The organism is Salmonella sp. NW1250, assembly GCF_051812965.1.
Lineage (GTDB): Bacteria > Pseudomonadota > Gammaproteobacteria > Enterobacterales > Enterobacteriaceae > Salmonella > Salmonella enterica.
On the sequence record NZ_JAMNDD010000011.1, the window covers coordinates 22,587 to 49,086 of the forward strand.

The 26,500-nt window shown below is 53.4% G+C and carries 27 protein-coding genes; 7 read left to right on the top strand and 20 right to left on the bottom strand.

Annotation, left to right across the window (positions count from 1 at the left end):
- Positions 1-39: 39 nt before the first annotated feature.
- Complete coding sequence (gene yfbR / locus NBA72_RS17935) at positions 40-639, top strand: 5'-deoxynucleotidase (RefSeq protein ID WP_000813882.1); 600 nt, start codon at positions 40-42, stop codon at positions 637-639.
- A 104-nt stretch (positions 640-743) separates the two neighbouring features.
- On the opposite strand, the gene NBA72_RS17940 is transcribed toward yfbR, so the two are convergent.
- The 4 genes from NBA72_RS17940 to yfbV all read right to left on the bottom strand — a co-directional run bounded on the left by NBA72_RS17940 (position 744) and on the right by yfbV (position 4,349).
- Positions 744-2,570: an SLC13 family permease gene (locus NBA72_RS17940; RefSeq protein ID WP_001012857.1), complete on the bottom strand. Its 1,827-nt coding sequence runs from the start codon at positions 2,568-2,570 to the stop codon at positions 744-746.
- 76 nt (positions 2,571-2,646) lie between these two features.
- On the bottom strand, positions 2,647-3,324 hold the full coding sequence (locus NBA72_RS17945; RefSeq protein WP_001555201.1) for a sugar phosphatase: 678 nt from the start codon (positions 3,322-3,324) through the stop codon (positions 2,647-2,649).
- Positions 3,317-3,811: a YfbU family protein gene (locus tag NBA72_RS17950; protein WP_000426135.1), complete on the bottom strand. Its 495-nt coding sequence runs from the start codon at positions 3,809-3,811 to the stop codon at positions 3,317-3,319. Before NBA72_RS17950 ends, NBA72_RS17945 begins: the two co-directional genes overlap by 8 nt.
- Before the next feature lie 82 nt (positions 3,812-3,893).
- The gene (gene yfbV, locus NBA72_RS17955) at positions 3,894-4,349 is read right to left on the bottom strand and encodes a terminus macrodomain insulation protein YfbV (RefSeq protein ID WP_042948969.1); all 456 of its coding nucleotides are present in this window, start codon (positions 4,347-4,349) and stop codon (positions 3,894-3,896) included.
- Between the two features lie 339 nt (positions 4,350-4,688).
- Between yfbV and ackA the strand changes: the two genes are divergently transcribed.
- The 3 genes from ackA to yfcC all read left to right on the top strand — a co-directional run bounded on the left by ackA (position 4,689) and on the right by yfcC (position 9,850).
- Positions 4,689-5,891, top strand: coding sequence for an acetate kinase (gene ackA, locus NBA72_RS17960; protein WP_000095689.1), 1,203 nt, complete (start codon positions 4,689-4,691; stop codon positions 5,889-5,891).
- 76 nt (positions 5,892-5,967) lie between these two features.
- Positions 5,968-8,112, top strand: coding sequence for a phosphate acetyltransferase (pta, locus tag NBA72_RS17965; protein ID WP_042948970.1), 2,145 nt, complete (start codon positions 5,968-5,970; stop codon positions 8,110-8,112).
- Positions 8,113-8,329: 217 nt separating this feature from the next.
- Complete coding sequence (yfcC, locus tag NBA72_RS17970; RefSeq protein ID WP_000117931.1) at positions 8,330-9,850, top strand: putative basic amino acid antiporter YfcC; 1,521 nt, start codon at positions 8,330-8,332, stop codon at positions 9,848-9,850.
- Between the two features lie 48 nt (positions 9,851-9,898).
- On the opposite strand, the gene NBA72_RS17975 is transcribed toward yfcC, so the two are convergent.
- From NBA72_RS17975 to NBA72_RS17995, 5 genes are all read right to left on the bottom strand, one after another.
- The gene (locus NBA72_RS17975; protein WP_000593025.1) at positions 9,899-10,852 is read right to left on the bottom strand and encodes a transketolase family protein; all 954 of its coding nucleotides are present in this window, start codon (positions 10,850-10,852) and stop codon (positions 9,899-9,901) included.
- On the bottom strand, positions 10,845-11,675 hold the full coding sequence (locus NBA72_RS17980; RefSeq protein WP_042948971.1) for a transketolase: 831 nt from the start codon (positions 11,673-11,675) through the stop codon (positions 10,845-10,847). The genes NBA72_RS17975 and NBA72_RS17980 overlap by 8 nt, the downstream gene beginning before the upstream one ends.
- Positions 11,672-13,063: a PTS ascorbate transporter subunit IIC gene (locus NBA72_RS17985; protein WP_001518515.1), complete on the bottom strand. Its 1,392-nt coding sequence runs from the start codon at positions 13,061-13,063 to the stop codon at positions 11,672-11,674. The genes NBA72_RS17980 and NBA72_RS17985 overlap by 4 nt, the downstream gene beginning before the upstream one ends.
- Before the next feature lie 20 nt (positions 13,064-13,083).
- Positions 13,084-13,356: a PTS sugar transporter subunit IIB gene (locus tag NBA72_RS17990; RefSeq protein ID WP_000699818.1), complete on the bottom strand. Its 273-nt coding sequence runs from the start codon at positions 13,354-13,356 to the stop codon at positions 13,084-13,086.
- Between the two features lie 80 nt (positions 13,357-13,436).
- Complete coding sequence (locus NBA72_RS17995; protein WP_000901810.1) at positions 13,437-13,880, bottom strand: PTS sugar transporter subunit IIA; 444 nt, start codon at positions 13,878-13,880, stop codon at positions 13,437-13,439.
- Positions 13,881-14,132: 252 nt separating this feature from the next.
- Between NBA72_RS17995 and NBA72_RS18000 the strand changes: the two genes are divergently transcribed.
- Complete coding sequence (locus tag NBA72_RS18000; protein WP_000026949.1) at positions 14,133-15,152, top strand: LacI family DNA-binding transcriptional regulator; 1,020 nt, start codon at positions 14,133-14,135, stop codon at positions 15,150-15,152.
- Between the two features lie 5 nt (positions 15,153-15,157).
- Here the strand turns inward: NBA72_RS18000 and yfcD are convergent, their stop codons facing one another.
- From yfcD to yfcF, 3 genes are read right to left on the bottom strand one after another with little or no spacing between them, the layout of a single operon-like run.
- Positions 15,158-15,712 carry an NUDIX hydrolase YfcD gene (yfcD, locus tag NBA72_RS18005; protein WP_042948972.1) on the bottom strand — a complete coding sequence of 185 codons (555 nt, stop codon included), beginning with the start codon at positions 15,710-15,712 and terminating at the stop codon, positions 15,158-15,160.
- A gap of 56 nt (positions 15,713-15,768) precedes the next feature.
- Positions 15,769-16,320, bottom strand: a complete 552-nt coding sequence (gene yfcE, locus NBA72_RS18010; protein WP_000772458.1) for a phosphodiesterase — start codon at positions 16,318-16,320, stop codon at positions 15,769-15,771.
- A 55-nt stretch (positions 16,321-16,375) separates the two neighbouring features.
- A complete protein-coding gene (gene yfcF, locus NBA72_RS18015; protein WP_042948973.1) occupies positions 16,376-17,020 on the bottom strand; it encodes a glutathione transferase in 645 nt (214 codons plus the stop codon).
- A gap of 142 nt (positions 17,021-17,162) precedes the next feature.
- Between yfcF and yfcG the strand changes: the two genes are divergently transcribed.
- A complete protein-coding gene (gene yfcG, locus NBA72_RS18020) occupies positions 17,163-17,810 on the top strand; it encodes a GSH-dependent disulfide bond oxidoreductase (protein WP_000566563.1) in 648 nt (215 codons plus the stop codon).
- A gap of 125 nt (positions 17,811-17,935) precedes the next feature.
- Positions 17,936-18,829 (top strand): TIGR01777 family oxidoreductase, encoded by an 894-nt coding sequence (locus NBA72_RS18025; protein ID WP_001166276.1) that lies wholly within the window; start codon positions 17,936-17,938, stop codon positions 18,827-18,829.
- A gap of 51 nt (positions 18,830-18,880) precedes the next feature.
- Here the strand turns inward: NBA72_RS18025 and hisP are convergent, their stop codons facing one another.
- The 8 genes from hisP to NBA72_RS18065 form a co-directional block, all read right to left on the bottom strand.
- Positions 18,881-19,654, bottom strand: a complete 774-nt coding sequence (hisP, locus tag NBA72_RS18030) for a histidine ABC transporter ATP-binding protein HisP (protein WP_001293591.1) — start codon at positions 19,652-19,654, stop codon at positions 18,881-18,883.
- A 13-nt stretch (positions 19,655-19,667) separates the two neighbouring features.
- Positions 19,668-20,375: a histidine ABC transporter permease HisM gene (gene hisM / locus NBA72_RS18035; RefSeq protein ID WP_000569771.1), complete on the bottom strand. Its 708-nt coding sequence runs from the start codon at positions 20,373-20,375 to the stop codon at positions 19,668-19,670.
- Positions 20,372-21,058: a histidine ABC transporter permease HisQ gene (locus tag NBA72_RS18040; RefSeq protein ID WP_000965498.1), complete on the bottom strand. Its 687-nt coding sequence runs from the start codon at positions 21,056-21,058 to the stop codon at positions 20,372-20,374. The genes hisM and NBA72_RS18040 overlap by 4 nt, the downstream gene beginning before the upstream one ends.
- A 180-nt stretch (positions 21,059-21,238) precedes the next feature.
- Complete coding sequence (hisJ, locus tag NBA72_RS18045) at positions 21,239-22,021, bottom strand: histidine ABC transporter substrate-binding protein HisJ (RefSeq protein ID WP_000731868.1); 783 nt, start codon at positions 22,019-22,021, stop codon at positions 21,239-21,241.
- A gap of 237 nt (positions 22,022-22,258) precedes the next feature.
- Positions 22,259-23,041: a lysine/arginine/ornithine ABC transporter substrate-binding protein ArgT gene (gene argT, locus NBA72_RS18050; RefSeq protein ID WP_042948974.1), complete on the bottom strand. Its 783-nt coding sequence runs from the start codon at positions 23,039-23,041 to the stop codon at positions 22,259-22,261.
- A 288-nt stretch (positions 23,042-23,329) separates the two neighbouring features.
- A complete protein-coding gene (locus tag NBA72_RS18055) occupies positions 23,330-23,899 on the bottom strand; it encodes a UbiX family flavin prenyltransferase (protein ID WP_042948975.1) in 570 nt (189 codons plus the stop codon).
- Between the two features lie 26 nt (positions 23,900-23,925).
- Entirely contained in the window at positions 23,926-25,332 is a 1,407-nt protein-coding gene (locus NBA72_RS18060) for an amino acid permease (protein WP_000380348.1), read from the bottom strand.
- A 63-nt stretch (positions 25,333-25,395) separates the two neighbouring features.
- Positions 25,396-26,499, bottom strand: coding sequence for an alanine/ornithine racemase family PLP-dependent enzyme (locus NBA72_RS18065; RefSeq protein ID WP_000281907.1), 1,104 nt, complete (start codon positions 26,497-26,499; stop codon positions 25,396-25,398).
- Position 26,500: the final 1 nt, after the last annotated feature.

Genomic DNA, 26,500 nt, shown 5'->3' on the forward strand with positions numbered 1-26,500 from the left:
CACAATGAAGTCTGCCGCAGTGAAAACAAAAGGTAATCTATGAAGCAGAGCCATTTTTTCGCCCATCTCTCCCGCATGAAGTTGATTAACCGCTGGCCGCTGATGCGTAACGTGCGTACGGAAAACGTCTCCGAACATAGTCTGCAGGTGGCGATGGTCGCCCATGCGTTGGCGGCGATAAAAAACCGTAAATTTGGCGGTCAGCTCAATGCTGAACGCATCGCGCTTCTGGCGATGTATCATGATGCCTCGGAAGTACTGACCGGCGATCTGCCGACGCCGGTAAAATATTTTAATTCCCAGATAGCCCAGGAATATAAAGCGATCGAAAAAATCGCCCAGCAAAAGCTGGTTGATATGGCGCCGGATGAATTACGCGATATTTTCGCACCGCTTATTGATGAGAATGCCTGGAGCGAAGAAGAACAGGCAATCGTAAAACAGGCCGATGCGCTTTGCGCCTACCTGAAATGCCTGGAAGAGCTATCGGCGGGAAACAATGAGTTTGGACTGGCAAAAACGCGGCTGGAAAAAACGCTGGAATTACGTCGCAGCCAGGAGATGGACTATTTTATGGCGGTGTTCGTACCAAGTTTCCATCTTTCTCTTGACGAGATAAGCCAGGATTCACCGCTTTAAACGGTTGTGCCGGATGACGACGTCAACGTCTTATCCGGCCTGGACGTAGCGTGATACCCGTAGGCCTGATAAGCGCAGCGCCATCAGGCCTTTTCCAGCCTGGGTTAAAACGGAAACAACATCGGAATCATCACAATACAAACCGCCATCACAATAAGCGTGAACGGCACGCCAAGCTTCACAAAATCGCTAAAGCTATAGTTTCCCGGCCCCAGAACCAGAGTATTGACCGGCGATGAAACCGGCGTCATAAAGGCGGCGGATGCCGCCATCGCCACCGCCATCGCAAACGGATAGGGCGACACCCCCATCGATTTCGCCGCCGCCAGCGCAATCGGCGCCATCAGCACCGCCGTTGCCGTGTTAGAAATGAACAGTCCTATGACAGCACACAGCACGAACAGGCATCCCAGCATCATATATGGCCCATAGCCGCCGCCGATATTCATTAACCCTTGCACGACCAGAGAGACGCCGCCGGTTTTTTGCAACGCCTGCGCAAACGGCATCATACCCACAATCAAGATAATGCTCGGCCAGTGGATCGCTTTATACGCGCTTTCAGCATCAATACAGCGAAATTTTCCCATCAGCAGGCAGGCGATAATCGCCGCGATCGGGTTGGGAATTTCATCGGTCAACATCAGCGCCACCATCAGTACCAGGCAGAAAATGGCGTGCGGCGCCTGGCTGTGCGCAGGAGAGGCTTCGCTGACCTCGACCGGCATATTCAGCACCACAAAGTCGCGGCCTTTTTGCCCCAGCAGGCTGATTAACTTCCAGTTCCCCACGACCAGAATGATATCGCCCATCAATAACGGCTCATCGGCCAGCGACCCTTCCAGCGCGACGCCGTCGCGTTTCAGGCCGACCACATTCAGCCCGTAACGTGTACGGAAAGCGATTTCACGCACCGACTTGCCAATCAGTTCAGACTCCGGAATAAGCGAAATTTCCGCCATCCCGACATCCAACGCCTGATCGGAAAAATATTCTCCACGCAATACCATAGGTTCCAGCAGTTGCTCGGCGCAGAACTCTCTGAGGTCGACCTCCGCCGCCGACATATCAATCAGCAGAACGTCGCGAGCGCGAAACTCCGATACGCCGTTCACATTGACGATAACCCGCCGAAAGCGCCGCCAGCGTTCAACGCCGATGACATTGGCGCCGTAACGTTCGCGCAATTTAAGGTCGTCCAGCCGCTGTCCCACCATCGGCGAACCGGGGCGAATCGCCAGACGACGAGCGCGCCCCGTCAGACGGTACTCGCGGATAAGATCGCGGAAAGTGCGCCGCTTACCGGCCTGTTGTCCGGGCGCATCGCCTTTTAGCATGAAGCGCATCACCAGCATATAAACAATGCCGAGCGCCAACACCACTATCCCCAGCGGCGTCACGCTAAAAAAGTTGAACCCGTGCAGGCCTTCACGCAGCAGTTCACTGTTAACCACCAGGTTCGGCGGCGTCGCCACCAGCGTCATCATTCCGCTGATAAGCCCGGCAAAACTCAGCGGCATCATCAGGCGCGAAGGCGAGGTTTGCATATGCATAGAAACGCTAAGAACAACGGGGATAAAAATCGCCACCACGCCGGTTGAACTCATGAAAGCGCCAAGTCCGGCGACGGTGATCATCAGTAAAACCAGCATTTTGATTTCACTGCTGCCCGCCATTTTAACCAGCCAGGTACCGACCACCGTCGCAACGCCGGTGCGCACGAGGCCGTCGCCAATAATAAATAAGGCGGCGATAAGAATGACATTCGGATCGCTAAAGCCGGAGAAGGCTTCCGGAAGGGTCAAGGTACCGCTAAGGACAAAAGCAACAATGACGAATAAAGCCACCGCATCCATACGTACTTTGCCCGTCGCAAACAACACGACGGCAATCGCCAGTAAAGAGAGAACCCAAATCAATTCACCGTTCACAACATATCCTTGTCAGATGAGAAGATAACGCGATTCTGCCATAAATATGCCCCGCCAAAGCGGGGCGATATCATGATCAGGTCTTTCTTAACACCACTACATCGCCGTTTGGTTGTTTAGCGACCGATAATTGCGTCAGGCTATCCAACGCAAAATCAACATCCGCCAGACGCGGCGTGTCGGCCGGCGCATTGACCGCAATGACGTGGCAGCCCGCAGCCAGCCCGGACAGCACGCCAGCCGGGGCATCTTCTACTACGACGCACTCCTGAGGGGCCAGGCCAAGCAGTTGTGCGCCCAGCAAATACGCATCCGGCTCCGGTTTGCCGCGTTTGACTCGTTCGGCGGTGACAAACACCTCTGGCGCTGGAAGGCCCGCGACCTGATGGCGCGCACGCGCGACCGGCATTGAACCGGAGGTGACGATAGCCCACGGAATGCCCGCTTTATTCAGGTGATTGAGTAAATCGACTGCCCCCGGCAACGCGGTGATCCCTGCGGTTTCAGTGGCTTCTATTTGCTCCAGGCGCGTAAACTCAGCGGCAATTTCCGCCTCCGATTTACCCGCCATAAAATGCCGCAACGAGGTGATCGCCTGTTTGCCATGAATAAAGCCCAGCACCTCATCATGAGCAAGGTTAAAACGATCGGCCCAGCTACACCACGCGCGTTCGACGGCAGGTAATGAGTCAACCAACGTTCCATCCAGATCAAACAGAAAACCTTTACACTGCACGCGAGCCTCCTCAGGCATTAATGATTTGATTGATTTCATTCGCGCTCAGGTGGTACTGACGCGGGCAGGCATGCCAGACATTCAACATCCGCTGGTATTTTTCCCACATCGGCGTCTGGGCATTAAAGCCGTGCGTCCCGGCGTCAAAGTGAGTGTAGCGTCCTTCTATATTCACCATAAAACGGACATAGCCGAGGTAACGCGCTTCCGTCGCGGCGTCAAACCCCAGGAAGGTGACGCGACGTTCGTCGATGGCTTGCGTATCTTTGAGGTTGGTCCAGGAGACGTGCAGCGCATGGTACATCTCCATAATATCGATGATGGTACGACAGGTCTCTTCCGTCAGCTCGCCAAACTCGCGATCCAGCTCGCGCATCTGCAGGCCGTAGCCGCGTTCAATAATTGTTTGTAAGCGACGGTAACGCTCGGCGTTGGTGGGATCGAGCATCGTCATCATTTTGTACTGGTTAGACAAAATCAGACGTTGCGCGTTGGTCATTTCCATTTTGAACTCCTGTATCACGCTATAGCGATGAAAAAAAGAAGGCATTGGTATGCCTTCTTTTATATGCGTAATCCGGGGTCAATTACAAATCATCCAGGAAAGTTTTATCCAGTTGTTTGAAGGCGCGCTTAAGCGTGTCAGCTAATGCCTGGTAATCCGGCTTTCCTTCTACCGGTGCCAGCGCTTGTCCAGCCTCCTGCAATTTACCGCGAACTTCGTAAAACCAGTTAAGGATTGAAGGCGGCAACGGCGTCACGGAACGTTTCCCTAACCACCATAATCCCTGCATAGGCAAGCTCAGGGCGAACAGGGCGGTCGCCACGGCCGGACCTAACTGACCGCCCAGCGCTATCTGCCAGCATAATGTAAAAACGGCGACAGGCGGCATAAATCGTATGACATAGCGCGTCATACGAATGACGCGGTTTTCGACGAAAACGGGCGCCAGCCGTTTTTCCATCGGCCACGTCTTCGCGTAGTGCTGCCCCCGGCGAAATAAGCTAAAAAAATTTACGGAGCGATTATCCGGTGTCGACATGGCCTACCTCAACTTCACATATAAAATTTAAAAAATTTGTGCAAAACAACAACTGCGAGGGACAACGTTCAAAACATTTTGTCTTCGATACCCACTATCAGGTATCCTGTGTCGGCCTGTCAAAGGCCGGTAGTTTAAAATCATTGAGTCGTCAATATTACACATAGTATGCCATTGGCTGAAAAATACGCAAAATGGCATAGACTCAAAGGTATTTCTTCCATCATGCCCAAAAAAACTCCTGCGCATGATGTTAATCATAAATGTCAGGGCTATCATGCGCTACGCTCTATGGCTCACTGACGTTTTTTTAGCCACGTATCATAAATAGGTACTTCCATGTCGAGTAAGTTAGTACTGGTTCTGAACTGCGGTAGTTCTTCACTGAAATTTGCAATTATTGATGCAGTTAATGGTGATGAATACCTTTCTGGTTTAGCCGAATGTTTCCATCTGCCAGAAGCACGCATCAAATGGAAAATGGACGGCAGTAAACAAGAAGCGGCTTTAGGTGCAGGCGCCGCTCACAGTGAAGCGCTGAACTTTATCGTTAACACTATTCTGGCACAAAAACCAGAACTGTCTGCGCAGTTAACTGCAATTGGTCACCGTATCGTACACGGCGGCGAGAAGTATACCAGCTCCGTAGTCATTGATGAGTCCGTCATTCAGGGCATCAAAGATTCCGCCTCTTTCGCACCGCTGCATAACCCGGCTCACCTGATTGGTATCGCCGAAGCGCTGAAATCTTTCCCGCAGCTGAAAGATAAAAACGTTGCAGTATTCGACACCGCCTTCCATCAGACCATGCCGGAAGAATCTTACCTGTATGCCCTGCCGTACAGCCTGTATAAAGAACACGGCGTTCGTCGCTATGGCGCACACGGCACCAGCCACTTCTATGTAACTCAGGAAGCGGCAAAAATGCTGAACAAGCCGGTAGAAGAACTGAACATTATCACCTGCCACCTGGGCAACGGCGGTTCTGTTTCCGCTATCCGTAACGGTAAATGCGTGGATACCTCCATGGGTCTGACCCCGCTGGAAGGCCTGGTCATGGGTACCCGTTCCGGCGATATCGACCCTGCGATTATCTTCCACCTGCACGACACTCTGGGCATGAGCGTGGACCAGATCAACAAAATGCTGACCAAAGAGTCCGGTCTGCTGGGTCTGACTGAAGTGACCAGCGACTGCCGTTATGTTGAAGACAACTACGCCACCAAAGAAGACGCAAAACGTGCGATGGACGTTTACTGCCACCGCCTGGCGAAATACATCGGTTCTTACACCGCTCTGATGGACGGTCGTCTGGATGCAGTCGTGTTCACCGGCGGTATCGGTGAAAACGCCGCGATGGTTCGCGAACTGTCTCTGGGTAAACTGGGCGTACTGGGCTTTGAAGTCGACCACGAACGTAACCTGGCGGCCCGCTTCGGCAAATCTGGTTTCATCAACAAAGAAGGTACCCGTCCGGCGGTGGTGATCCCAACCAACGAAGAACTGGTTATCGCGCAGGACGCGAGCCGTCTGACTGCCTGATTTCACACCGCCAGCCTCGCTGGCGGTGCTGTTTTGTAACCCGTCCCCAAAAGACGGTAACGAAAGAGGATAAACCGTGTCCCGTATTATTATGCTGATCCCTACCGGAACCAGCGTCGGCCTGACCAGCGTCAGCCTCGGCGTCATCCGTGCTATGGAACGCAAAGGCGTTCGTCTGAGCGTCTTTAAGCCTATCGCCCAGCCTCGCGCTGGCGGCGATGCGCCTGACCAGACCACTACTATCGTTCGCGCGAACTCTACCCTGCCAGCGGCTGAACCGCTGAAGATGAGCCACGTTGAATCTCTGCTCTCCAGCAACCAGAAAGACGTGCTGATGGAAGAGATCATCGCGAACTACCATGCGAATACCAAAGACGCGGAAGTGGTGCTGGTTGAAGGTCTGGTTCCGACCCGTAAACATCAGTTCGCTCAGTCTCTGAACTATGAAATCGCGAAAACGCTGAATGCGGAAATCGTTTTTGTCATGTCTCAGGGTACCGACACGCCAGAACAGCTGAACGAGCGTATCGAACTGACGCGCAGCAGCTTCGGCGGCGCGAAAAACACCAACATCACCGGCGTTATCATCAACAAACTGAATGCGCCGGTTGATGAACAAGGTCGTACTCGCCCGGATCTGTCGGAGATTTTTGACGACTCTTCCAAAGCGCAGGTGATCAAAATCGATCCTGCTAAACTGCAGGAATCCAGCCCGCTGCCGGTTCTGGGCGCGGTGCCGTGGAGCTTCGATCTGATTGCGACCCGCGCTATCGATATGGCGCGTCACCTGAACGCCACCATCATTAACGAAGGCGATATCAAAACCCGCCGCGTTAAATCCGTTACGTTCTGCGCGCGTAGTATTCCGCATATGCTGGAACATTTCCGCGCAGGATCGTTGTTAGTGACCTCCGCTGACCGTCCGGACGTACTGGTCGCAGCTTGCCTGGCCGCGATGAACGGCGTAGAAATCGGCGCCCTGTTGCTGACCGGCGGCTATGAAATGGACGCACGCATTTCTAAACTGTGCGAACGCGCATTCGCCACCGGTCTGCCGGTCTTTATGGTGAACATCAACACCTGGCAGACTTCGCTGAGCCTGCAAAGCTTCAATCTGGAAGTCCCGGTTGATGACCATGAGCGCATCGAGAAAGTTCAGGAATACGTCGCGAACTACGTTAACGCTGAGTGGATCGAGTCGCTGACCGCCACTTCCGAGCGTAGCCGTCGTCTCTCTCCGCCGGCGTTCCGCTACCAACTGACCGAGCTGGCGCGTAAAGCCGGTAAACGCGTAGTGCTGCCGGAAGGCGACGAACCGCGTACCGTCAAAGCGGCGGCAATCTGCGCTGAACGCGGCATCGCCACTTGCGTACTGCTGGGCAACCCGGATGAAATCAACCGCGTCGCGGCATCTCAGGGCGTTGAGCTGGGCGCAGGTATTGAAATCGTCGATCCGGAAGTGGTGCGTGAAAGCTATGTCGCTCGCCTGGTTGAGCTGCGTAAGAGCAAAGGCATGACCGAACCGGTTGCCCGCGAGCAGCTGGAAGACAACGTGGTGCTTGGCACGCTGATGCTGGAGCAAGACGAAGTCGACGGCCTGGTTTCCGGCGCGGTTCATACCACCGCCAACACCATCCGTCCGCCGCTGCAGCTTATTAAAACGGCGCCAGGTAGCTCCCTGGTCTCTTCTGTGTTCTTTATGCTACTGCCGGAGCAGGTTTACGTTTACGGCGACTGCGCAATCAACCCAGACCCGACTGCAGAGCAGCTGGCAGAAATCGCGATTCAGTCTGCGGATTCCGCCATTGCCTTCGGCATCGAACCGCGTGTGGCAATGCTCTCCTACTCCACCGGCACCTCTGGCGCGGGCAGCGACGTAGAGAAAGTACGTGAAGCGACGCGTCTGGCGCAGGAAAAACGTCCTGACCTGATGATCGACGGTCCGTTGCAGTACGACGCCGCGGTCATGGCTGACGTAGCGAAATCCAAAGCGCCGAACTCGCCGGTTGCGGGTCGCGCTACCGTGTTCATTTTCCCGGATCTGAACACCGGTAACACCACCTACAAAGCGGTACAGCGTTCTGCCGACCTGATCTCCATCGGGCCGATGCTGCAGGGTATGCGCAAGCCGGTGAACGACCTGTCCCGTGGCGCGCTGGTTGACGATATCGTCTATACCATCGCCCTGACGGCGATCCAGGCTTCCCAACAGCAGCAGTAACAGTAAAAGCCAATGCCGGATGGCGGCGTGAACGCCTTGTCCGGCCTACAGGTGAGATACCGTTGTAGGCCGGATAAGACGCGTTAGCATCGCCATCCGGCATTCTGCTATTTACCCTGCAAAGCGGAATTTTTTGCTTAACTGCGCTGCATCAATGAATAACTATTCCCTTCTTCTCATACTTAGCCTCTTTGCTTTGCAACAGGGATAGTCTGTCATGTCTGTCGTTACAGAATCAAAAACAGCCAGAAAATGGGCAATGCCCGATACGCTGGTCATCATCTTTTTTGTCGCCATTTTAACCAGTATCGCCACCTGGGTCGTACCCGTTGGGATGTTTGATAGCCAGGAAGTGCAGTATCAGGTCGATGGTCAGACAAAAACCCGCAAAGTCGTCGACCCGCACTCTTTTCGCATTGTGACCAATGAGGCCGGGGAAGCGCAGTATCATCGCGTACAATTTTTCACTACCGGCGATGAAAGACCAGGGCTGATGAATTTTCCGTTTGAAGGGTTAACATCCGGATCGAAATTCGGCACTGCCGTCGGCATCATTATGTTTATGTTGGTGATTGGCGGCGCATTCGGCATCGTGATGCGTACCGGCACCGTGGATAACGGCATTCTGGCGCTTATTCGCCACACGCGGGGCAACGAAGTCCTGTTTATTCCGGTGCTATTTGTCCTCTTTTCGTTAGGGGGCGCCGTATTTGGCATGGGCGAAGAGGCGGTCGCCTTTGCAATTATCATAGCCCCGCTGATGGTCAGGCTGGGCTATGACAGCATTACCACCGTCCTGGTGACCTATATCGCCACCCAAATTGGCTTTGCCAGTTCGTGGATGAACCCTTTCTGCGTAGTCGTCGCCCAGGGGATTGCCGGCGTGCCGGTACTTTCCGGCTCCGGGCTGCGTATTGTGGTCTGGATTGTCGCCACGCTGATTGGGCTGGTTTTTACGCTGGTCTACGCCTCACGCGTGAAAAAGAATCCTCTGCTTTCCCGCGTCCACGAATCCGATCGCTATTTCCGCGAACAGCAGGATGAAGTCGTCCAGCGCCCTTTCACCTTCGGTGACTGGCTGGTCCTGCTGGTCCTGACCGGCGTAATGATTTGGGTCGTCTGGGGCGTGATTGTCCACGCCTGGTTTATTCCGGAGATCGCCAGCCAGTTTTTCACCATGGGCGTGGTGATCGGCCTCATCGGCGTTATCTTCCGCCTCAACGGTATGACGATCAACGTGATGGCGTCCTCATTCACCGAAGGGGCGAGGATGATGATCGCGCCCGCCTTGCTGGTGGGTTTTGCCAAAGGCATTCTGCTGCTGGTCGGCAACGGCGAAGCCGGGGAACCCAGCGTGCTCAATACGTTGCTTAACAGTATCGCTCATGGCATCAGCGGGCTTAATAATGCTATCGCCGCCTGGTTTATGCTGCTCTTCCAGGCGGTATTTAATTTCTTTGTCACGTCCGGTTCGGGCCAGGCGGCGTTAACCATGCCATTACTGGCGCCGCTCGGCGATCTGGTCGGCGTTAACCGTCAGGTGACTGTTCTGGCCTTCCAGTTTGGCGATGGCTTCAGCCATATTATCTATCCGACATCGGCCTCGCTGATGGCCACGCTGGGCGTGTGCCGGGTCGATTTTCGCAACTGGCTGAAAGTGGGGGCGTCGCTGCTGGGACTACTGTTTATTATGTCCAGCGTGGTCGTCATTGGCGCGCAGATGATGGGATATCATTGATCCAAAATGCCGGATGAGCACCAGCGCCATCCGGCAATATCTCCATGATTAAAGCAGTGATTTCGCGGCTTCTACAATCGCTGCGGCGGTGAGTCCGTACTCTTGTTGTAAGAAATCCTGCGTTCCTACCTGCCCATAACGCTCTTTGACGCCAACACGGCGCATCGGCACCGGGCAGTTTTCCACCAGCACTTCCGCCACCGCTGACCCCAGTCCATTATGGATGCTGTGGTTTTCACACGTGACGATACGCCGCGTTTTTTCCGCATAGTTTTTCACCAACATGCGATCGATAGGCTTTAAGGTGAACATATCAATGACCGCGGCGCTCACACCTTCCTGCTCCAGTTGGCGCGCCGCCTCCAGCGCCTCCGCCACCATAATGCCGTTGGCGATAAGCGTAATATCATCGCCCTCGCGCAGTACGTTGCCCTTGCCAATGGTAAAGGTAGAGCCTGGCGCATAGATACTCCGCGCCTGCTTACGGATGGTACGTAGCCAGTAAAAACCGTCCAGGTCCATTAGCTGGCGTAAAATATCCGCGAACATCACCGCATCCGTCACCTCCAGTACTACGGAGTGCGCCAGCCCGCGAACAATCCCCATATCTTCAAAAGACATATGGGTGCCGCCGTTATGGCACGCTGTCACTCCGGCATCGGAGGCGATCACTTTGACGTTGTTACGCTGATAATCCAGCGCCATGAAGAGCTGATCAAAACAGCGACGGCTGGCAAAAGCGGTAAAGGTATGCACAAACGGTTTACGACCGGTCAGCGCCAGCCCCGCCGCAGTGCCAATCACATTCGCCTCCATAATACCGCAGTTAATGACATGCTGCGGGTAGTCACGCGCCACGCTGTCCATCGCCATTGAGCTCATTAAATCAGCCTCAAGCGCAATAATTGGGCTTCCGGCCTCAATCTGCCCGGCGACAAAACCGGCGTAAACTTTGCGCATTTCGATATCGTCTTTAAGCCCTGCGGGCGCAAGCTTAATCATGCATGACCTCCAGTTGATGAATGGCCTCATTGAGCGTCTGCTTCATGCCATCCGTCAGGCGTAAGTGGTGAGAATTCGTTAACTGCTCCAGGCATGGCACCCCCTGCCCTTTAATGCTGTCAAGGATCACAACCCGTGGCTGGGCATCGGCGGGCTGCACTGGCTGAACCACCGCCAGTAGTCCGGCGATATCATCGCCTTTGACGGTGACGACATCGAAACCAAACGCGCGGAATTTCCCTTCCAGATCGAATGGATTGATAATCTCCTCCAGCTCGCCGTCAAGCTGCTGTTTGTTCCAGTCAATGAAAACGGTCAGATTATTCAGGCGGTGGTGGGCAATAAACTGAAACGCCTCCCAGCACTGCCCTTCATTGAGCTCGCCATCGCCGACAATGCAAAATACCCGGTTGGGTCGCCGCGCCAGTTTATGCGACAGCGCCATTCCGCCCGCAATAGAGATGCCCTGTCCCAGTGAGCCGGTCGTGGCGTCCACGCCGCGCGTTTTTAGCCGATCCGGATGGCTGGGAAGACGGGTGCCGTTCTGGTTAAGCGTATTCAGCTCTTCGAGCGGGAAATAGCCTTTAATCGCCAGGGTACTGTACAACGCGGGGCCCGCATGGCCTTTCGACAGCACGAAGTAATCGCGCTCCGGCCAGTCCGGGTCGGCAGGGTCGATTTTCATCACCGCGCCGTACAGAACCGCCAGAGTTTCCACTACCGACATGCTGCCGCCATAGTGACCAAAGCCAAGATGGTTTAAGGATTTGAGCGTGGCGACGCGAATGTCGCGCGCCAGTTGGGTGATTTCGGTTACATTCATTCTTTCGCTCCGCTATTTTCCTGCACTTCGGCATTCGCTTTTTTGTTTTTGGCCAACACGTTGTACGCCACCAGTAGCGCGAATAGCGCCACCACCAGCCCCGTGATAGCCATCGGCGACAGATAACGCGCCAGGTTGCCCAGCAAAATACCGATTACGCCAAAGTCAGCATCCGAGAACGTGGTATTGGCGAAGCCGATCGCGCCGAGAACCGGCAGTAACAGCACTGGCAGGAAAGTGATTAATAGACCATTAGCAAATGCGCCGATCATCGCCCCGCGGCGACCGCCGGTGGCATTGCCAAAGACGCCTGCGGTCGCGCCGGTAAAGAAGTGCGGCACAACGCCTGGCAGGATTAACACAAGCTTCATCTGTCCAAGCAGGAACAGCCCCACCAGCCCGCCGAGAAAACTGAACAGGAAGCCAATCAGTACCGCGTTAGGGGCATAGGGATACACCACCGGGCAGTCCAGCGCCGGACGCGCGTTTGGCACCAGTTTTTCTGAAAAGCCGGTAAAGGCCGGAACAATTTCCGCCAGAATCAGACGGACGCCTTGCAGAATGATGAATACGCCGGCGGCGAAGGTGATTGCCATGATGATGGCGTACACCAGATAGTTTTGCCCGCCGCTAAACGTCGCTTCGACATACTCACGCCCTGCGCTGACTGCCATGATCAGATAGATAATCATCATGGTCAGCGAAATCGAGATAGAACTGTCGCGTAAAAAACTGAGGTTTTTCGGCAGGTTCATCTCTTCCGTGGAGCGGGAGCCTTTACCACACAGGCTGCCAATCCAGCCGGAAAGCACATATCCCAGGGTACCGAAGTGACCAAACGCAATGTCATCGGTACCGGTAATCCGCCTCATATAACGTTGGGCCAACGCCGGGAAGAAAGCCATCACCAGCCCCAGGATCAGCGATCCGGTGAAGACCAGCCCTACGCCCTCAAACCCCGCCACGGTCAGGATTACGCCAATCATACAGGCCATGTAAAAGGTGTGATGCCCGGTCAAAAAGATATATTTAAGACGCGTAAAGCGCGCCACGACAATATTGGCCACCATACCAAATGCCATAATTAACGCCGTGGACGCGCCATATTTCTCCAGCGCGATTGAGACTATCGCTTCATTATTAGGAATAATGCCCTGAATATTAAAAGCGTGTTCAAACATACCCCCTAGCGGATTTAATGAACCCACCAGTACGGTTGCGCCACCGCCAAGCACAATAAAACCTAAAATGGTTTTAATCGTGCCTTTTACCACATCGGAAAACGCTTTTTTCTGCGCCACCAGACCAATCAGCGCAATTAACCCTACAAGCACCGAGGGCACTTTTAAAATATCAACAACAAAATTCAGCGTTTCAAGGATAAACATATCCACCTCGCCAGCAATAATTATTGTTTAGCGAACCATGCGCGCAGCTGCGTTTCCAGTTCGTTGATGTCGATGATGTTATTGATCACCACCAGTTGGCTTTCCGGTACGCTGGCGCTGGCCGCAATATCTTTGGCCATTACAAAAAGATCGGCAGCCCCGGGCGTGGCCGATGAGAGATCGGAGTGTTCCACCTCGGCGTCAATATTGAGTTTCTTTAATACTTTTTTAATGTTCATTTCTACCATAAAACTACTACCCAGGCCGGAACCGCAAATTGCCATGATTTTCATTATTGTCACCTTTTAAAAGTAGAGTTGGTCTGCATCACGCACAGGCGTAATGTTATTTACCGCAAGAAAATGGAATAAAATCAGAAACGGTCAATAATCGTTTTAATGTCCTCCAGGTTTTTTGCCTGATGTAATTTTTCCATATCTACATCACTGGAAAATAATTCCGCCAGCGCCGATATCATTTCGATATGACTGTGCTTATCAGGTGCCGCCAGCATAATAATGATGTCAACCGGATCGAATTCGTCTGCGCCAAATGAAACGCCGCGCTGTAGTTTCAGTAACGATAAACCTAACCCTTTCGCCCCCTCTTCCGGCCTCGCATGCGGCATCGCTAACCCTGGCGCTAATACATAATATGGCCCAAGCTTTTGGTGCTGCTGAACAATCGCCGTAATGTATTCCGGTGCGATAACACCTGCGTCCAGCAGGGGTTTGCCGCAAATTTCCAGCGCCTGCGGCCACGTTTCCACGCTCTCCTGTAGCGTGATGGTTGCGTCAGATAACCAGGTTCCCAGCATGTTATTCGCCCCCACGGTGTATGAAATTATGAACAAACTTTATTCAAGCCATTCGATATTAGCTGCGATCGTTATCACAAAGATAGCGCTACCAGCGACTATTACTCAGAATTGTGATAGCGCTATCAAATTAAAATCATGGTGTGAAATCACAGCAAAAAAGCGGATTTAAGGCGTATACTGCCAGTCATGCGAAGCAAAGAACGACAATAAAAAAGCATCTCAACATGTTGTAATGACGCAGGAATTTGTATGTCGATACCCCGTAAACGGCGCAGTACCGGTAAAGTGACTATCGCCGATGTAGCCCAACTTGCCGGTGTAGGCACGATGACCGTATCACGAGCCTTACGCACGCCGGAACAGGTCTCTGATAAACTCCGGGAAAAAATCGAAGCGGCAGTGCATGAGCTGGGCTATATGCCTAATCTCGCCGCCAGCGCGCTGGCGTCTGCCTCCTCGCACACCATCGCAATGGTCGTACCGAACCTTGCGGAAGCGGGGTGTTCTGAAATGTTCGCCGGGCTGCAACAAATTTTACAGCCCGCTGGCTACCAGATTATGCTGGCGGAATCGCAGCATCGCGTGGAACAAGAGGAGAAGCTGCTCGAAACGCTGCTGGCCTCCAACATTGCCGCGGCGATTCTGCTTAGCGTCGAACATAGCACTACCGTGCGCCAGTGGCTGAAAAATGCCTCTATCCCGGTGATGGAGATGGGCGCGATTCGCAGCGATCCTATTGATATGAATATCGGTATTGATAACGTTGCGGCAATGTATGAGCTGACGGAAATGCTGATTCAGCGCGGTTATCAGAATATCGGGCTGCTATGCGCCAATCAGGAACAGTGGATTTTTCAGCAACATCTGCACGGCTGGTACAAAGCGATGCTTCGCCACCATATGTCGCCAAACCGGGTGATTAATGCCGCCTTGCCGCCCAATTTTTCTACCGGCGCGTCGCAACTGCCGGAGTTTTTACTGGCGTGGCCGGAGCTGGACGCGTTGGTATGCGTATCGGATGAGCTGGCCTGCGGCGCGTTATACGAGTGCCAACGACGGCGGATCAAAGTTCCGGACGATTTAGCGGTGGTCGGGTTTGGCGATAGCGATGTCAGCCGGGTCTGCCAGCCGCCGTTAACCACCATGGCCGTACCGCACCGTAAGATTGGCAGTGAAGCCGGACGGGCGCTGTTGGAAAGGTTAAATCAGGGAAACTGGAGCGATCGAAAATCCATCGCCTCCAGTTTATGTATGCGGGAAAGCTGCTAAAACGCTTATTCCGTCTCTTCCGGTTTCTCCTGGAGCGCGGCTTCGTTTTTGGCGTTGCGGGTCATCCACAGCGCCAGCGCTTTGAGCGAGTCCGGCGTAAACTCATCACAGCGCGCGGTGATCTCCTCCGGAGTCAGCCAACACACTTCGCTGACTTCATCTTCCTGAAGCGCGAAAGGCCCGTGGGAAACGCAGCTAAACAGCGCGCCCCAAACCCGGCAATGTTGGTCTTCAAAGTAAAACAGACCGTGTTCGGCAAACGGCACGCCTGCAATACCCAACTCTTCTTCCGCTTCGCGGCGGGCAGATTCCAGTAGCTGCTCATCAGCCTGGACCACGCCGCCTGCGGTAGCATCTAACATACCGGGCAAAAAATCTTTTGTTTCGGTACGACGCTGCACCAGAATTTTACCCATACCATCATGAACGACGATATACGTCGCACGATGCCGTAAGCGTTGCGCACGCATCTGTTCCCGGCTGGACTGTGCAATGACTTCATTGCCTTCATTCACAATATCCACCCATTCCGTACTTGCCAAACGACGCTGTTCCACCATCAGGAAACCTTCTTATTTCTGGCGCTCTTACGGCGCATTTACGTTTGTGAGGTAAATTACGAGTTAATTGCAACCTGCGCAATGATACTTTGATCATTGAGTGCGATTACGCTCAACACATTATCATCCAGAATACCGTAGCTTGCCGCATACCCGCCTTTCGGGATGCTCACTGACCCAGGATTAAAGTGATACAGTCCTTCCTGCTGTTGCGCCACCGGCAGATGCGTATGACCATAAACCAACACATCGCCAGTATGCAGAGCGGGCAGATTCGTCGGCCCGAAGAGGTGCCCATGCGTTAAAAATAGCCGCCTCTCTTGCGTCAATATTTGCTGCCACGGCGCAGTTATCGGGAAATGCAGCAGCATCTGATCCACTTCGCTATCGCAGTTGCCGCGCACGGCAATGATTTGCGTCGCCACCGCGTTCAGGCGTTCGGCGACCTGGGCGGGCGCATAGCCTTCAGGCAGCGCATTTCGCGGCCCGTGGTTAAGGACATCGCCTAATATCACCAGCCAACGCGCGCCGCTTTGCGCGAACCGCTCAAGCACGCGTTCCGTGGCGGGTAAAGAACCATGAATGTCCGATGCGAACATCAGTTTCATCGCTCACTCCTCGTTGTGAAAAACGGCGTTATGATACTGGAATATGAATAGATTTTCAGCCTGAACGCTTCGAGGAAAGCGCAATAAAACGCTGTACGGAAGCACGCTGCCACTGGGATGTCGCATACGCCGCCAGCGACGCCGGCACGTCATCGCCATGCAGCGCCAGACGATTGATCATCAATGCCAGATCGGTATCGGCAATGCACCATTCACCAAATAAATTTTGCGTCCCCTGCCCCAATAGCGCTTCAGCCGTCGCAAACAGTTTTGCCGCGCTGGCTTTTCCAGCCTCGCTTAGCGGCGCTTTTTTCGCCCCGGCAAACACCACGTCGGTAGGCCGTTCTTCGCGAAGCGGCAGTAAATCGCTGCGTAGCCACGCCTGAATCTGTCGCGCGCGGGCGCGTTTTTGTAAATCGTGCGGGTAGATACGCTCCCACTGCGGCGGCGCGAAACGCTCCTCCAGGTATTCCGCAATAGCGGACGACTCGCTCAACTCAAAATTGTCGGCCTCAAGCACCGGTACGCGCTGCGTCAGCGCATATCCCCGCCAGCCAGGTTGCAGATGTTCTCCCTGGTCCAGATCGCGGGTTTTCAGAGTAAAGGAAAGCCCTTTTTCTTGTAATGCCACCCAGGCGGACAAGACGTAGGGAGAGAAAAAGTTCGCATCCGACCACAGCACAATAACAGGCTTACTCATAATGTCCTCTTGAGGGCTTATTAAGTTTCTTCCCAAAATATAGCGTCTTTCGCCTGCTGTCACCTGATGAAAACTCACACACATCAGGAGGCTTTCTATACTTAATTCAGCCCAGACTCTTTACGCACATGCAGGAGCCAAAATGATTGACCTTTACTACGCCCCCACGCCCAACGGGCATAAAATAACGCTGTTTCTGGAAGAGGCGGAGCTGGCGTATCGTTTGCTAAAAGTAGATATCAGCAAGGGCAATCAGTTTCGCCCTGATTTTTTGGCTATCTCTCCCAATAATAAAATTCCTGCCATCGTCGATCACGCCCCGGCAGACGGCGGTCAACCGCTTAGTCTTTTTGAATCCGGCGAAATTCTTCTCTACCTGGCGGAAAAAAGCGGCAAACTGCTTAGCGGGGAGCTGCGTGAACGCCATACCACGCTGCAATGGCTGTTCTGGCAGGTCGGCGGGTTAGGGCCGATGCTGGGCCAGAATCATCACTTTAACCATTTTGCGCCGCAGGCCATCCCCTATGCGATTGAACGCTATCAGGTTGAAACGCAACGCTTATACAACGTCCTGAATAAACGCCTGGAAACCTCCCCGTGGCTGGGCGGCGACCACTACAGTATTGCGGATATCGCCAGTTGGCCGTGGGTTAACGCACATCAGCGTCAGCGAATCGATCTTGATACCTACCCGGCGGTGTATAACTGGTTTGAACGCATTCGCACGCGTCCTGCGACAGCGCGCGCACTGTTACAAGCGCAACTGCACTGTAACAGTACGAAAGCGTAACGCGGTAGCATACATCATGTATGATGTAGAGGTGTATACACGGAAAAAACCTGCGTCCGGCACCCTTATTCGTATTAAAAACCTGACATTAGGGAAGAGGAAATCCTCCCTACTCTGGAGGTCATATGCAGATTCTGATTACCGGCGGTACGGGCCTGATAGGGCGTCATCTCATTCCCCGGCTGTTAACACTGGGGCACCAGGTGACGGTCGTTACGCGCAATCCCGATAACGCGCGTCAGATTCTCGATTCCAGAGTGACATTATGGAAAGGGCTGGCGGAACGTGAGCACCTCAATGAGATTGATGCCATCATCAATCTGGCGGGCGAACCGATTGCCGACAAGCGCTGGACGTCGCAACAAAAAGAACGGTTGTGCCAAAGCCGCTGGGCTATCACGCAAAAGTTGGTGGATTTAATTCATGCCAGCGCTACGCCGCCCTCGGTGTTGATATCCGGCTCCGCCACGGGCTATTACGGCGATCTGGGCGACGTTGTCGTCACTGAAGATGAGCCGCCGCACAACGAATTTACGCATAAACTTTGCGCCCGCTGGGAACAGATTGCCTGTCGTGCGCAGAGCGACCAGACCCGCGTCTGCCTGCTGCGTACCGGCGTTGTCCTGGCGCCGCAAGGCGGGATTCTGGGGAAAATGGTTCCGCCGTTTCGCCTCGGACTCGGCGGTCCGGTGGGTAATGGTCGGCAATATCTGGCCTGGATTCACATCGACGATATGGTCAACGGCATCCTGTGGCTGCTGAATAACGATCTTCGCGGTCCCTTCAATATGGTCTCGCCGTATCCCGTCCATAATGAGCATTTTGCTCATGCGCTGGGTCGCGCGCTGCGCCGTCCGGCGATTATTCGCATTCCGGCGACGGCAATTCGCTTATTGATGGGAGAGTCGTCAGTGCTGGTATTGGGCGGACAGCGGGCGCTGCCAAAACGGCTTGAAGCCGCCGGATTCGCATTTCGCTGGTATGATTTAGAAGAGGCGCTGGCGGATGTGATTCGCTAGTTCCTAAAGCGCCGTATCCTGCCCGGTAAGCGATGCGCCGCCGGGCTTCTTTTATTTCAGCGAGCCTTTCAGGAATTGCTGTAAACGCGGGCTTTGCGGATTGCCGAACACCTGCTCCGGATCGCCCTCTTCTTCAATTTTCCCCTGATGCAGAAAAATAACGTGCGAAGAGACATGGCGAGCGAAGCCCATTTCATGCGTGACCACCACCATCGTTTTGCCTTCTTCCGCCAGTTGTTGCATGATGCGCAACACTTCGCCGACCAGTTCAGGATCGAGCGCCGATGTGGGTTCATCGAACAGTAAAACGTCAGGTTCCATCGCCAGCGCGCGCGCAATAGAAACGCGCTGCTGTTGGCCACCGGAGAGATGAACGGGATATTTGCCCTGAGCGCGCTCATCAATCCCCACCTTCGCCAGATATTTCAACGCCCGCTCGCGCGCGTCGTGCTTGCTTAATCCCAGTACCTGAATCGGCGCTTCCATCACATTTTCCAGCACCGTCATGTGACTCCAGAGGTTAAAGTGCTGAAACACCATCGTCAGGCGGGTACGCAACAAGCGTAGCTGATTTTTATCCGCCACTTTGAGCTGCCCGTCTTTGTCGCGCACCAGATTAATGTTCTGACCGTTCACGATAATCGCGCCTTCGCTCGGTTTTTCGAGGAAGTTAATGCAGCGCAAAAAAGTGCTTTTACCGGAGCCGGACGAGCCGATGATGCTAATCACATCTCCGGCGCGGGCCTGCAGCGATACCCCTTTCAGCACTTCATGACCGCCGTAGCGTTTGTGCAAATCGATAACGTGTAATTTATTTTCTGACATCATGTTACTCGAATTATTTAGAGGACACGTGCTGCAACCAGCGTCTTTCCGCCCGACGGAACAGGCTTATCAGGACATACGAAATGAGTAAATACAACACGGCGGCAATGCCAAACGCGGTAAACGGCTGGTAAGTCGCTGAGTTAATATCGCGGGCGATTTTCAACAAATCCGGCACCGTCGCGGTAAACGCCAGCGCCGTAGAGTGCAGCATTAAAATCACTTCGTTGCTGTAGGCAGGCAAGGCGATGCGTAATGCCGACGGCAAAATAATGCAGCGATACATTTTAAATGACGAGAAGCCATAGGCCCGTGCCGCTTCAATTTCACCGTGCGGCACCGAGCGAATCGCCCCGGCGAAAATTTCCGTGGTGTACGCGCAGGTATTCAGCGTCAGCGCCAGTACGGTACAGTTCAGTCCGCTGCGGAAAAACGCGTTAAGAAGATCGGTGCCTTTGACTATCTCCAGCGTATACATCCCCGAATAGAACACCAGTAGCTGTACGTACAGCGGCGTGCCGCGAAAAATATACGTAAACAGCCAGATGGGAAAACGGATGAATTTATTACTGGAAACGCGGCCTACCGCCAGAATCACCGCCAGAAGACCGCCCATCACCACCGATGAAATTAACAGCCACAGCGTAATCGCCACGCCGGTAAAACGATAGCCATCCGTCCAAAGCAGGGATTTCCAGTACTCCTGAATGATCTCAATCACAAATCGGCCCTCTTCACGCCCACGGAATAGCGACGCTCAAGTAAGAGCAGCACACCATTGGAAACGGTGGTAAATACCAGGTAGATAAGTCCACAGACCACGGCAAAATAGAAAGGCTCCCAGGTGCTTTTACCGGCAAGCTGCGTGGCTTTGACGACATCTTCCAGGCCCAGCAGCGACACCAGCGCCGTCGCTTTGAGTATCACCTGCCAGTTATTGCCGATCCCCGGCAGGGCGTAACGCATCATCGCCGGGAACATAATCCGCCGGAAGGTTTGCCCGTGGGTAAAACCAAAGGCCGTCGCCGCCTCGATATGGCCTTTCGGCACCGCCATAAACGCGCCGCGAAAGGTTTCGGTAAAATAGGCGCCGTAGATGAAACCAAGGGTGATAATACCGGCCACCATCGGATCAATATCTATCTGGTCGATACCCAGCGAATCGGTCACCACGTTAAGCGCGATTTGCAATCCGTAAAATATCAGCAGCATTAAAACCAGATCCGGCACCCCGCGAATCAGGGTGGTGTACCCTTCAAAAATAAGCCCCGTTACCCGGTTTTGCGAAAGCTTCGCCCCCGCGCCGACAAGACCGATAAGCACGGCCAGCACCACGGAACTGAGCGCCAGTTCCAGCGTGACGATCGCGCCCTGTAAAATTACGCCTGAAAACCCGTACAACATGCAGCCTGTCCTGTTGTGTGTGGTGAAGTAAGAAGCCTCTTTTGCATTTTTGCCTCACATCACGCCGGATGGCGGCTATGCCTTGCCCGACCTACGATGCTCCGTAGGCCTGACATGCACAGCGCCATCAGGCAATGCAGACAGTCAACATTCTTTGGGCTTTATCTGCACCGACGGTGATTAACCGCCATAAACATCAAAATCAAAGTACTTTTTCGCCAGCTTTTCGTAAGTACCGTCAGCACGCATTTCAGCAAAGGCTTTGTTCAGCGCTTCGCGCAGCTCGTTATCCTCTTTGCGCAGCCCCATACCGGTTCCTACGCCGAATAACTTCTCATCTTTCACCGCCGGGCCGCCGAATTTATAGTCTTTTCCGACGGGCTGTTTAAGGAAACCTTCGCTGGCCGCGACCTCGTCCTGGAACGCTGCATCAATACGACCCGCCGTCAGATCGGAATAAATGTTGTCCTGCCCCTGGTAAGAGACGATCTCAATCCCTTTCGGCGCCCAGTGCTCATTGCCGAAGGTCTCCTGCGTCGTCCCCTGTAGCACGCCAACGCGCTTGCCTTTCAGCGACGCGACGGTCGGCTGAATATCAGAGTTCTTCGCCACCACCAGACGGGAATCAGCGGCGTAAAGCTTGTCGGTAAACGCGATTTCCTGCTGGCGCTTTTCAGTGATGGACAGCGAGGACATGATGGCATCAATTTTCTTCGCTTTTAAAGACGGAATCAGCGCATCCAGCGGGTTTTCCACGAACGTACACTGTGTGTTGATACGTTTGCACAGCTCTTTGGCCAGATCGATATCAAAGCCGACCAATTCACCTTGTGCATTTTTGGATTCAAACGGTGCGTATGTAGGATCGGTACCGATACGAATCTTTTGTGGAATAGCGGCAAATGCTGCGGTAGCGCTGGAAAATGCCAGCACCAGAGAAAGGGATAACGCCAGTTTTTTCATAACTATCCTCAACAGACTGTCTTTCCAGGAGATCTTTACAGATCCGATGCGACTATCGTGCCATTAATCAGGCCGACAAGGCAAAGCATTCTACCTTGTCAGCCGGTTTATTTTGCATAAAAATCGATTAAGTATGCATTTATGCGCCTGTTCCGCAACGGCTTATGCACCAAAAAGGTGCAAAACATCTATTTTGCACCGTGATAGTTCCCCAGCGCGGCGCGTTATCCCCTTCCCTCAATCGCCGTAGACATTAAAATCGAAGTACTTTTTGGCCATTTTGTCGTAAGTTCCGTCCTGGCGCAGTTCGGTCAGCGCTTTATCAAACGCGGCTTTTAGCTCGGTATCGTCTTTACGCATCCCAACCCCCGTCCCGTCGCCAAAATATTTTTTATCCTTCACGGAAGGACCGGCAAACGCATACTCTTTGCCCACTGGCTGCTTCAGGAAACCTTCGCTGGCGGCGACTTCATCCTGCAATGCGGCATCCAGACGACCGGCGGTTAAATCGGAATAGATAAGATCCTGGTTAGCATAAGCCACCACATCCACACCTTTAGTGCGCCAGTTATCATTGGCGTAAGCCTCTTGCGTGGACCCTTGCAGCACGCCGACATGCTTGCCTTTCAGCGATTCCAGCGTCGGCTGAATGGGAGACCCTTTTGCCGCAATCAGGCGTGAATCCGCCGCGTAAAGTTTGTCGGAAAACGCAATTTCTTGCTGGCGTTTATCGGTGATAGAGAGCGATGAAATAATGGCATCAATTTTTTTCGCTTTTAGTGAGGGAATAAGCGCATCAAAGTCGCTGGCGACCCAAGTACATTTCACCTGCATACGCTTACACATTTCATTACCGAGATCGATATCAAAGCCAATAAACTCGCCTTTGGCATCTTTTGATGAGAAAGGCGCGTAGGTGGTATCTGTTCCAATACGAACCGTTTGCGGGAGCGCGGCGTAACTGGCCGCCGTCGCGCCCAGACCTATCAGCAAAGACAAAGCGAGAACGGTCTTCTTCATACATACCCCTCAAGTGGCGTCATTTTCTTATGTTTTACGTGGTGTTGTGTGTTTGCAGACTTTTTCATGCAGGTCTTATGCCATTTTCACGTCAGCAAAACGATTCGACGTTAAATTTGTTAATAAAACGTTGCAATATTGTCCTGATGTTGAAGATAGCAGGTATGACGGTTGAACCGCAGCGTTTCGGCGGCTTTTAACGAATTAAATGTTGAGGATATGATCGCGGTTACAAAATTGCCCTGAAACAGGGCAACAGGGACAATAATGCACGCTAAACAGACAACGCTATGCGCCCTGCCAGCGAACAAAAAGATCGTGCGGAAGGGGGATATCAAACTGATCCAAAACTCGGTTAACCGTTTGATTTATAACATCATCTAACGTCTGAGGAAGATGATAAAAAGCCGGAACCGGCGGCATAATTACCGCGCCTATCTCAGCGGCCTGGGTCATTAAACGCAAATGCCCGATATGCAGCGGCGTTTCGCGCACACACAGCACCAGAGGTCGCCGCTCTTTTAATATCACATCCGCCGCGCGGGTAAGCAGTCCGTCAGTATAACTGTGGACAATCCCCGACAGCGTTTTAATCGAACAGGGCAAGATAACCATTCCCGCCGTCGGGTAAGAGCCCGAAGAAATCCTGGCGGCAATGTCGCGCGCATCGTGCGTCACATCGGCCAGCGCCTGCACCTCGCGCAGCGAAAAATGGGTCTCCAGCGCCAGCGTTTGCCGGGCCGCCTGGCTCATCACCAGATGCGTTTCCACGCTATCGACATCGCGCAAAATTTGTAATAAGCGCACGCCATAAATCGCTCCGCTGGCGCCGCTAATTCCTACAATGAGTCGTTTCATGTTCTCTTACCGTTTACGAGCGCCGTTCATCCCACTGTGTTACGTAATCGGCTCAAAGTGGGTCTGAAGAGATACCATGACAAAAGAATCCCTATCATAAAAGCCAGCTCAACCAACATTATCACTACCCCTTGCTCACTAAACCAGGTGCCGACCATAATGGCAAAATTGGTGATAATGACAAATCGGGCCGTCCAGGGGAAAAGCGGCGATCGATAGCGTAGCAAATCGCTGGCGTACGTTCCATTACGCACCGATTGTCGGAAACGATACTGGCACCATCCGATGGTTATCCATGCCAGGCAACCCACCTGCCCGGTACTGGCGATCAGATATAAATAAAATTGCTGTGCGGGAATATAGCGGGTCAGCAACGACACCAACGCCAACAAGGCCGTGATTAAAATAGCATACACCGGCACGCCGCCGCCGTTCGTTTTACCAAAGCAGGCTGGCGCAAAGCGATCGCCCGCCATAGACCACAGCATACGCGAACTGGCGTAAATGGCCGAGTTAGCGGCAGAAACCGCGGCGGAAAAGATCACCAGCGTCATCAGCGTATCCGCCCCCGGAATGCCCGCGTGGGAGAATACCCATACAAAGGGACTTTGTCCATTTGGCGTCAGTTCATGCGGATAGACCAGCGCCAGCACCGCAATCGCCAGGCCGTAAAACAAAATGATTCTGAGACCGATCCCCAGGATCACTTTCGGTAAAATAATGTGCGGCGATTCGGTCTCCCCTGCCGCATTTCCTACCAGTTCCACCCCCTGGAAGGAGTAAATCACGATCGTCATACAGACCACAATTTGCTCCCAACCGTGGGGAAACCACATTCCGTCTGTTTTTAACGTCGGGTGCCAGTCACTATGGCCCATTAGCGAGTAGATCATGACCCCGCCCGCGCAGATAAACAGCACGATCGCGAAGACCTTAATGGCCGAAAGCCAGTATTCGCATTCGCCAAAACTTTTTGCGGAGGTAAGATTGATGGCCGTCAGGATGAGCAGAATCGCCAGGCAGAACATATATACCGGAACCGCGGGGAAAAACTGGTGAGCAATAAACCCTGCGGCAGTGAGGTCGGCCGCCAGGGAAAAGACCCAGCTAAACCAGTAAAGCCAGCCAATGGTATAGCTCCAGCAAGGTGACGGCATAAACATCAGCGCGTAATGTTGAAATGAACCGGAGTGAGGAAAGGCGCATGATAATTCGCCAAGACACATCATCGTCGCCAGCATAATGGTTCCGGCAAACAGATAGGCCAGTAAGGTTCCCGCCGGCCCGACGCTGCTTAACGGTTCGGCAATGCCGATAAATAAGCCGGTGCCAATCGTGCCGCCCAGCGACATCATCAGCAGGTGCCGCTTCTTCAGGTTACGCCGCAGACCGCCTTCAGGCTCTGCTGGCGGTGGTTGTTGCAGGGTATCCATCGTTACTCCCTGTCTTGTGTGAGGTCAAAGATGCCGCCGCGACATAGCCGCGGCGGTTATGCGTTAACGCGTAAACCTCCAGGCGACGCCTTTGGTCTGGCAGGCCATTAACAGGCCCGTATAATCCAGCTCAAAGCGAACCACATCGCCTACTTTTAGCGACTGACGACAATCTTCAATATCCACCAGCGTATGATCGCTGGTTTGCCCTAAGATAGTGATAGCGTCGTCGCATGGCACACAGTTATCCGACGGCACATCCTGGCGACCAAACGCCAGCAATGCGCGTCGGCGTATGCCACGATCGACAAAGGTTTTACTTTGCAAAAAGGCATCGACGCCCAGCTCCCCGACCGGGACGGTCGGTTTACTGTTCAGTTCGATGATTTCCGCTTCCAGGATATACATATCGGAACAGGCTTTATCGACAGGTTTTGCGGAGTGGTGAAATTCATTCAGGTATTTCATGTCCACATATTCAATGCCGAATTCATGCAGTCCGCCGATGCGCAGATGATTCAGCCCCTGCGGCCAGATACCTTTATCCAGCAGGTGATAGCTGGTGCAGTTTCCCGCAGAAAGCCGCCGGACAGGAATACCGCTGTCGGCTTCCAGCCGGGCGGCCAGCGCCAGAAAATCCTCGCCATTTTTTACCGTTGGCAACACGGTGCCGTAACAATTAAAGTTGGTGCCCAGTCCATATAATTCCAGACCGGGCAGACCAGTAATCAGAGTCACGGTCTCAAGAATGCGTTGATATTCACCAAACCAGATACCCTCGCGTAAATCGCCCATATCCACCATCAGTAATACCTGATGCGTTTTCCCCTGGCGTTGGGCTTCTTGCGATAATGCCCGTAATACCACCGGCTCGCTATTTAAACTAATATCCGCGTAGCGCACCACATCTTCGATTTCACTCAGACACGGGCTGCGTAACAGGCAGGTCGTACATCCTGTCTCGCGTATTTTTTTCAAATTATAGGTTCGTGATTCAGCAATAACGGTAATTCCGCCGTTGAACACCGCCTGCGCGGTTTCCACGCAGCCGTCAAAAACTTTATTGACAGCCATCACGTCAATACCGCTACTTGCCAGCAGAGCTTTTTCCGTGCGGGCGTTTTCTTCCAGCTTGCGTAGATTTATTTCCAGAACTGGCATATACATT

Bases quoted from the DNA above. Each gene is read 5' to 3' on its own strand.
- yfbR (WP_000813882.1), top strand. From the start codon at position 40: ATGAAGCAGAGCCATTTTTTCGCCCATCTCTCCCGCATGAAGTTGATT.
- NBA72_RS17945 (WP_001555201.1), bottom strand. From the start codon at position 3,324: ATGCCTGAGGAGGCTCGCGTGCAGTGTAAAGGTTTTCTGTTTGATCTG.
- NBA72_RS17950 (WP_000426135.1), bottom strand. From the start codon at position 3,811: ATGGAAATGACCAACGCGCAACGTCTGATTTTGTCTAACCAGTACAAA.
- yfbV (WP_042948969.1), bottom strand. From the start codon at position 4,349: ATGTCGACACCGGATAATCGCTCCGTAAATTTTTTTAGCTTATTTCGC.
- ackA (WP_000095689.1), top strand. From the start codon at position 4,689: ATGTCGAGTAAGTTAGTACTGGTTCTGAACTGCGGTAGTTCTTCACTG.
- yfcC (WP_000117931.1), top strand. From the start codon at position 8,330: ATGTCTGTCGTTACAGAATCAAAAACAGCCAGAAAATGGGCAATGCCC.
- NBA72_RS17975 (WP_000593025.1), bottom strand. From the start codon at position 10,852: ATGATTAAGCTTGCGCCCGCAGGGCTTAAAGACGATATCGAAATGCGC.
- NBA72_RS17980 (WP_042948971.1), bottom strand. From the start codon at position 11,675: ATGAATGTAACCGAAATCACCCAACTGGCGCGCGACATTCGCGTCGCC.
- NBA72_RS17985 (WP_001518515.1), bottom strand. From the start codon at position 13,063: ATGTTTATCCTTGAAACGCTGAATTTTGTTGTTGATATTTTAAAAGTG.
- NBA72_RS17990 (WP_000699818.1), bottom strand. From the start codon at position 13,356: ATGAAAATCATGGCAATTTGCGGTTCCGGCCTGGGTAGTAGTTTTATG.
- NBA72_RS17995 (WP_000901810.1), bottom strand. From the start codon at position 13,880: ATGCTGGGAACCTGGTTATCTGACGCAACCATCACGCTACAGGAGAGC.
- NBA72_RS18000 (WP_000026949.1), top strand. From the start codon at position 14,133: ATGTCGATACCCCGTAAACGGCGCAGTACCGGTAAAGTGACTATCGCC.
- yfcD (WP_042948972.1), bottom strand. From the start codon at position 15,712: ATGGTGGAACAGCGTCGTTTGGCAAGTACGGAATGGGTGGATATTGTG.
- yfcE (WP_000772458.1), bottom strand. From the start codon at position 16,320: ATGAAACTGATGTTCGCATCGGACATTCATGGTTCTTTACCCGCCACG.
- yfcF (WP_042948973.1), bottom strand. From the start codon at position 17,020: ATGAGTAAGCCTGTTATTGTGCTGTGGTCGGATGCGAACTTTTTCTCT.
- yfcG (WP_000566563.1), top strand. From the start codon at position 17,163: ATGATTGACCTTTACTACGCCCCCACGCCCAACGGGCATAAAATAACG.
- NBA72_RS18025 (WP_001166276.1), top strand. From the start codon at position 17,936: ATGCAGATTCTGATTACCGGCGGTACGGGCCTGATAGGGCGTCATCTC.
- hisP (WP_001293591.1), bottom strand. From the start codon at position 19,654: ATGTCAGAAAATAAATTACACGTTATCGATTTGCACAAACGCTACGGC.
- NBA72_RS18040 (WP_000965498.1), bottom strand. From the start codon at position 21,058: ATGTTGTACGGGTTTTCAGGCGTAATTTTACAGGGCGCGATCGTCACG.
- hisJ (WP_000731868.1), bottom strand. From the start codon at position 22,021: ATGAAAAAACTGGCGTTATCCCTTTCTCTGGTGCTGGCATTTTCCAGC.
- argT (WP_042948974.1), bottom strand. From the start codon at position 23,041: ATGAAGAAGACCGTTCTCGCTTTGTCTTTGCTGATAGGTCTGGGCGCG.
- NBA72_RS18055 (WP_042948975.1), bottom strand. From the start codon at position 23,899: ATGAAACGACTCATTGTAGGAATTAGCGGCGCCAGCGGAGCGATTTAT.
- NBA72_RS18060 (WP_000380348.1), bottom strand. From the start codon at position 25,332: ATGGATACCCTGCAACAACCACCGCCAGCAGAGCCTGAAGGCGGTCTG.
- NBA72_RS18065 (WP_000281907.1), bottom strand. From the start codon at position 26,499: ATGTATATGCCAGTTCTGGAAATAAATCTACGCAAGCTGGAAGAAAAC.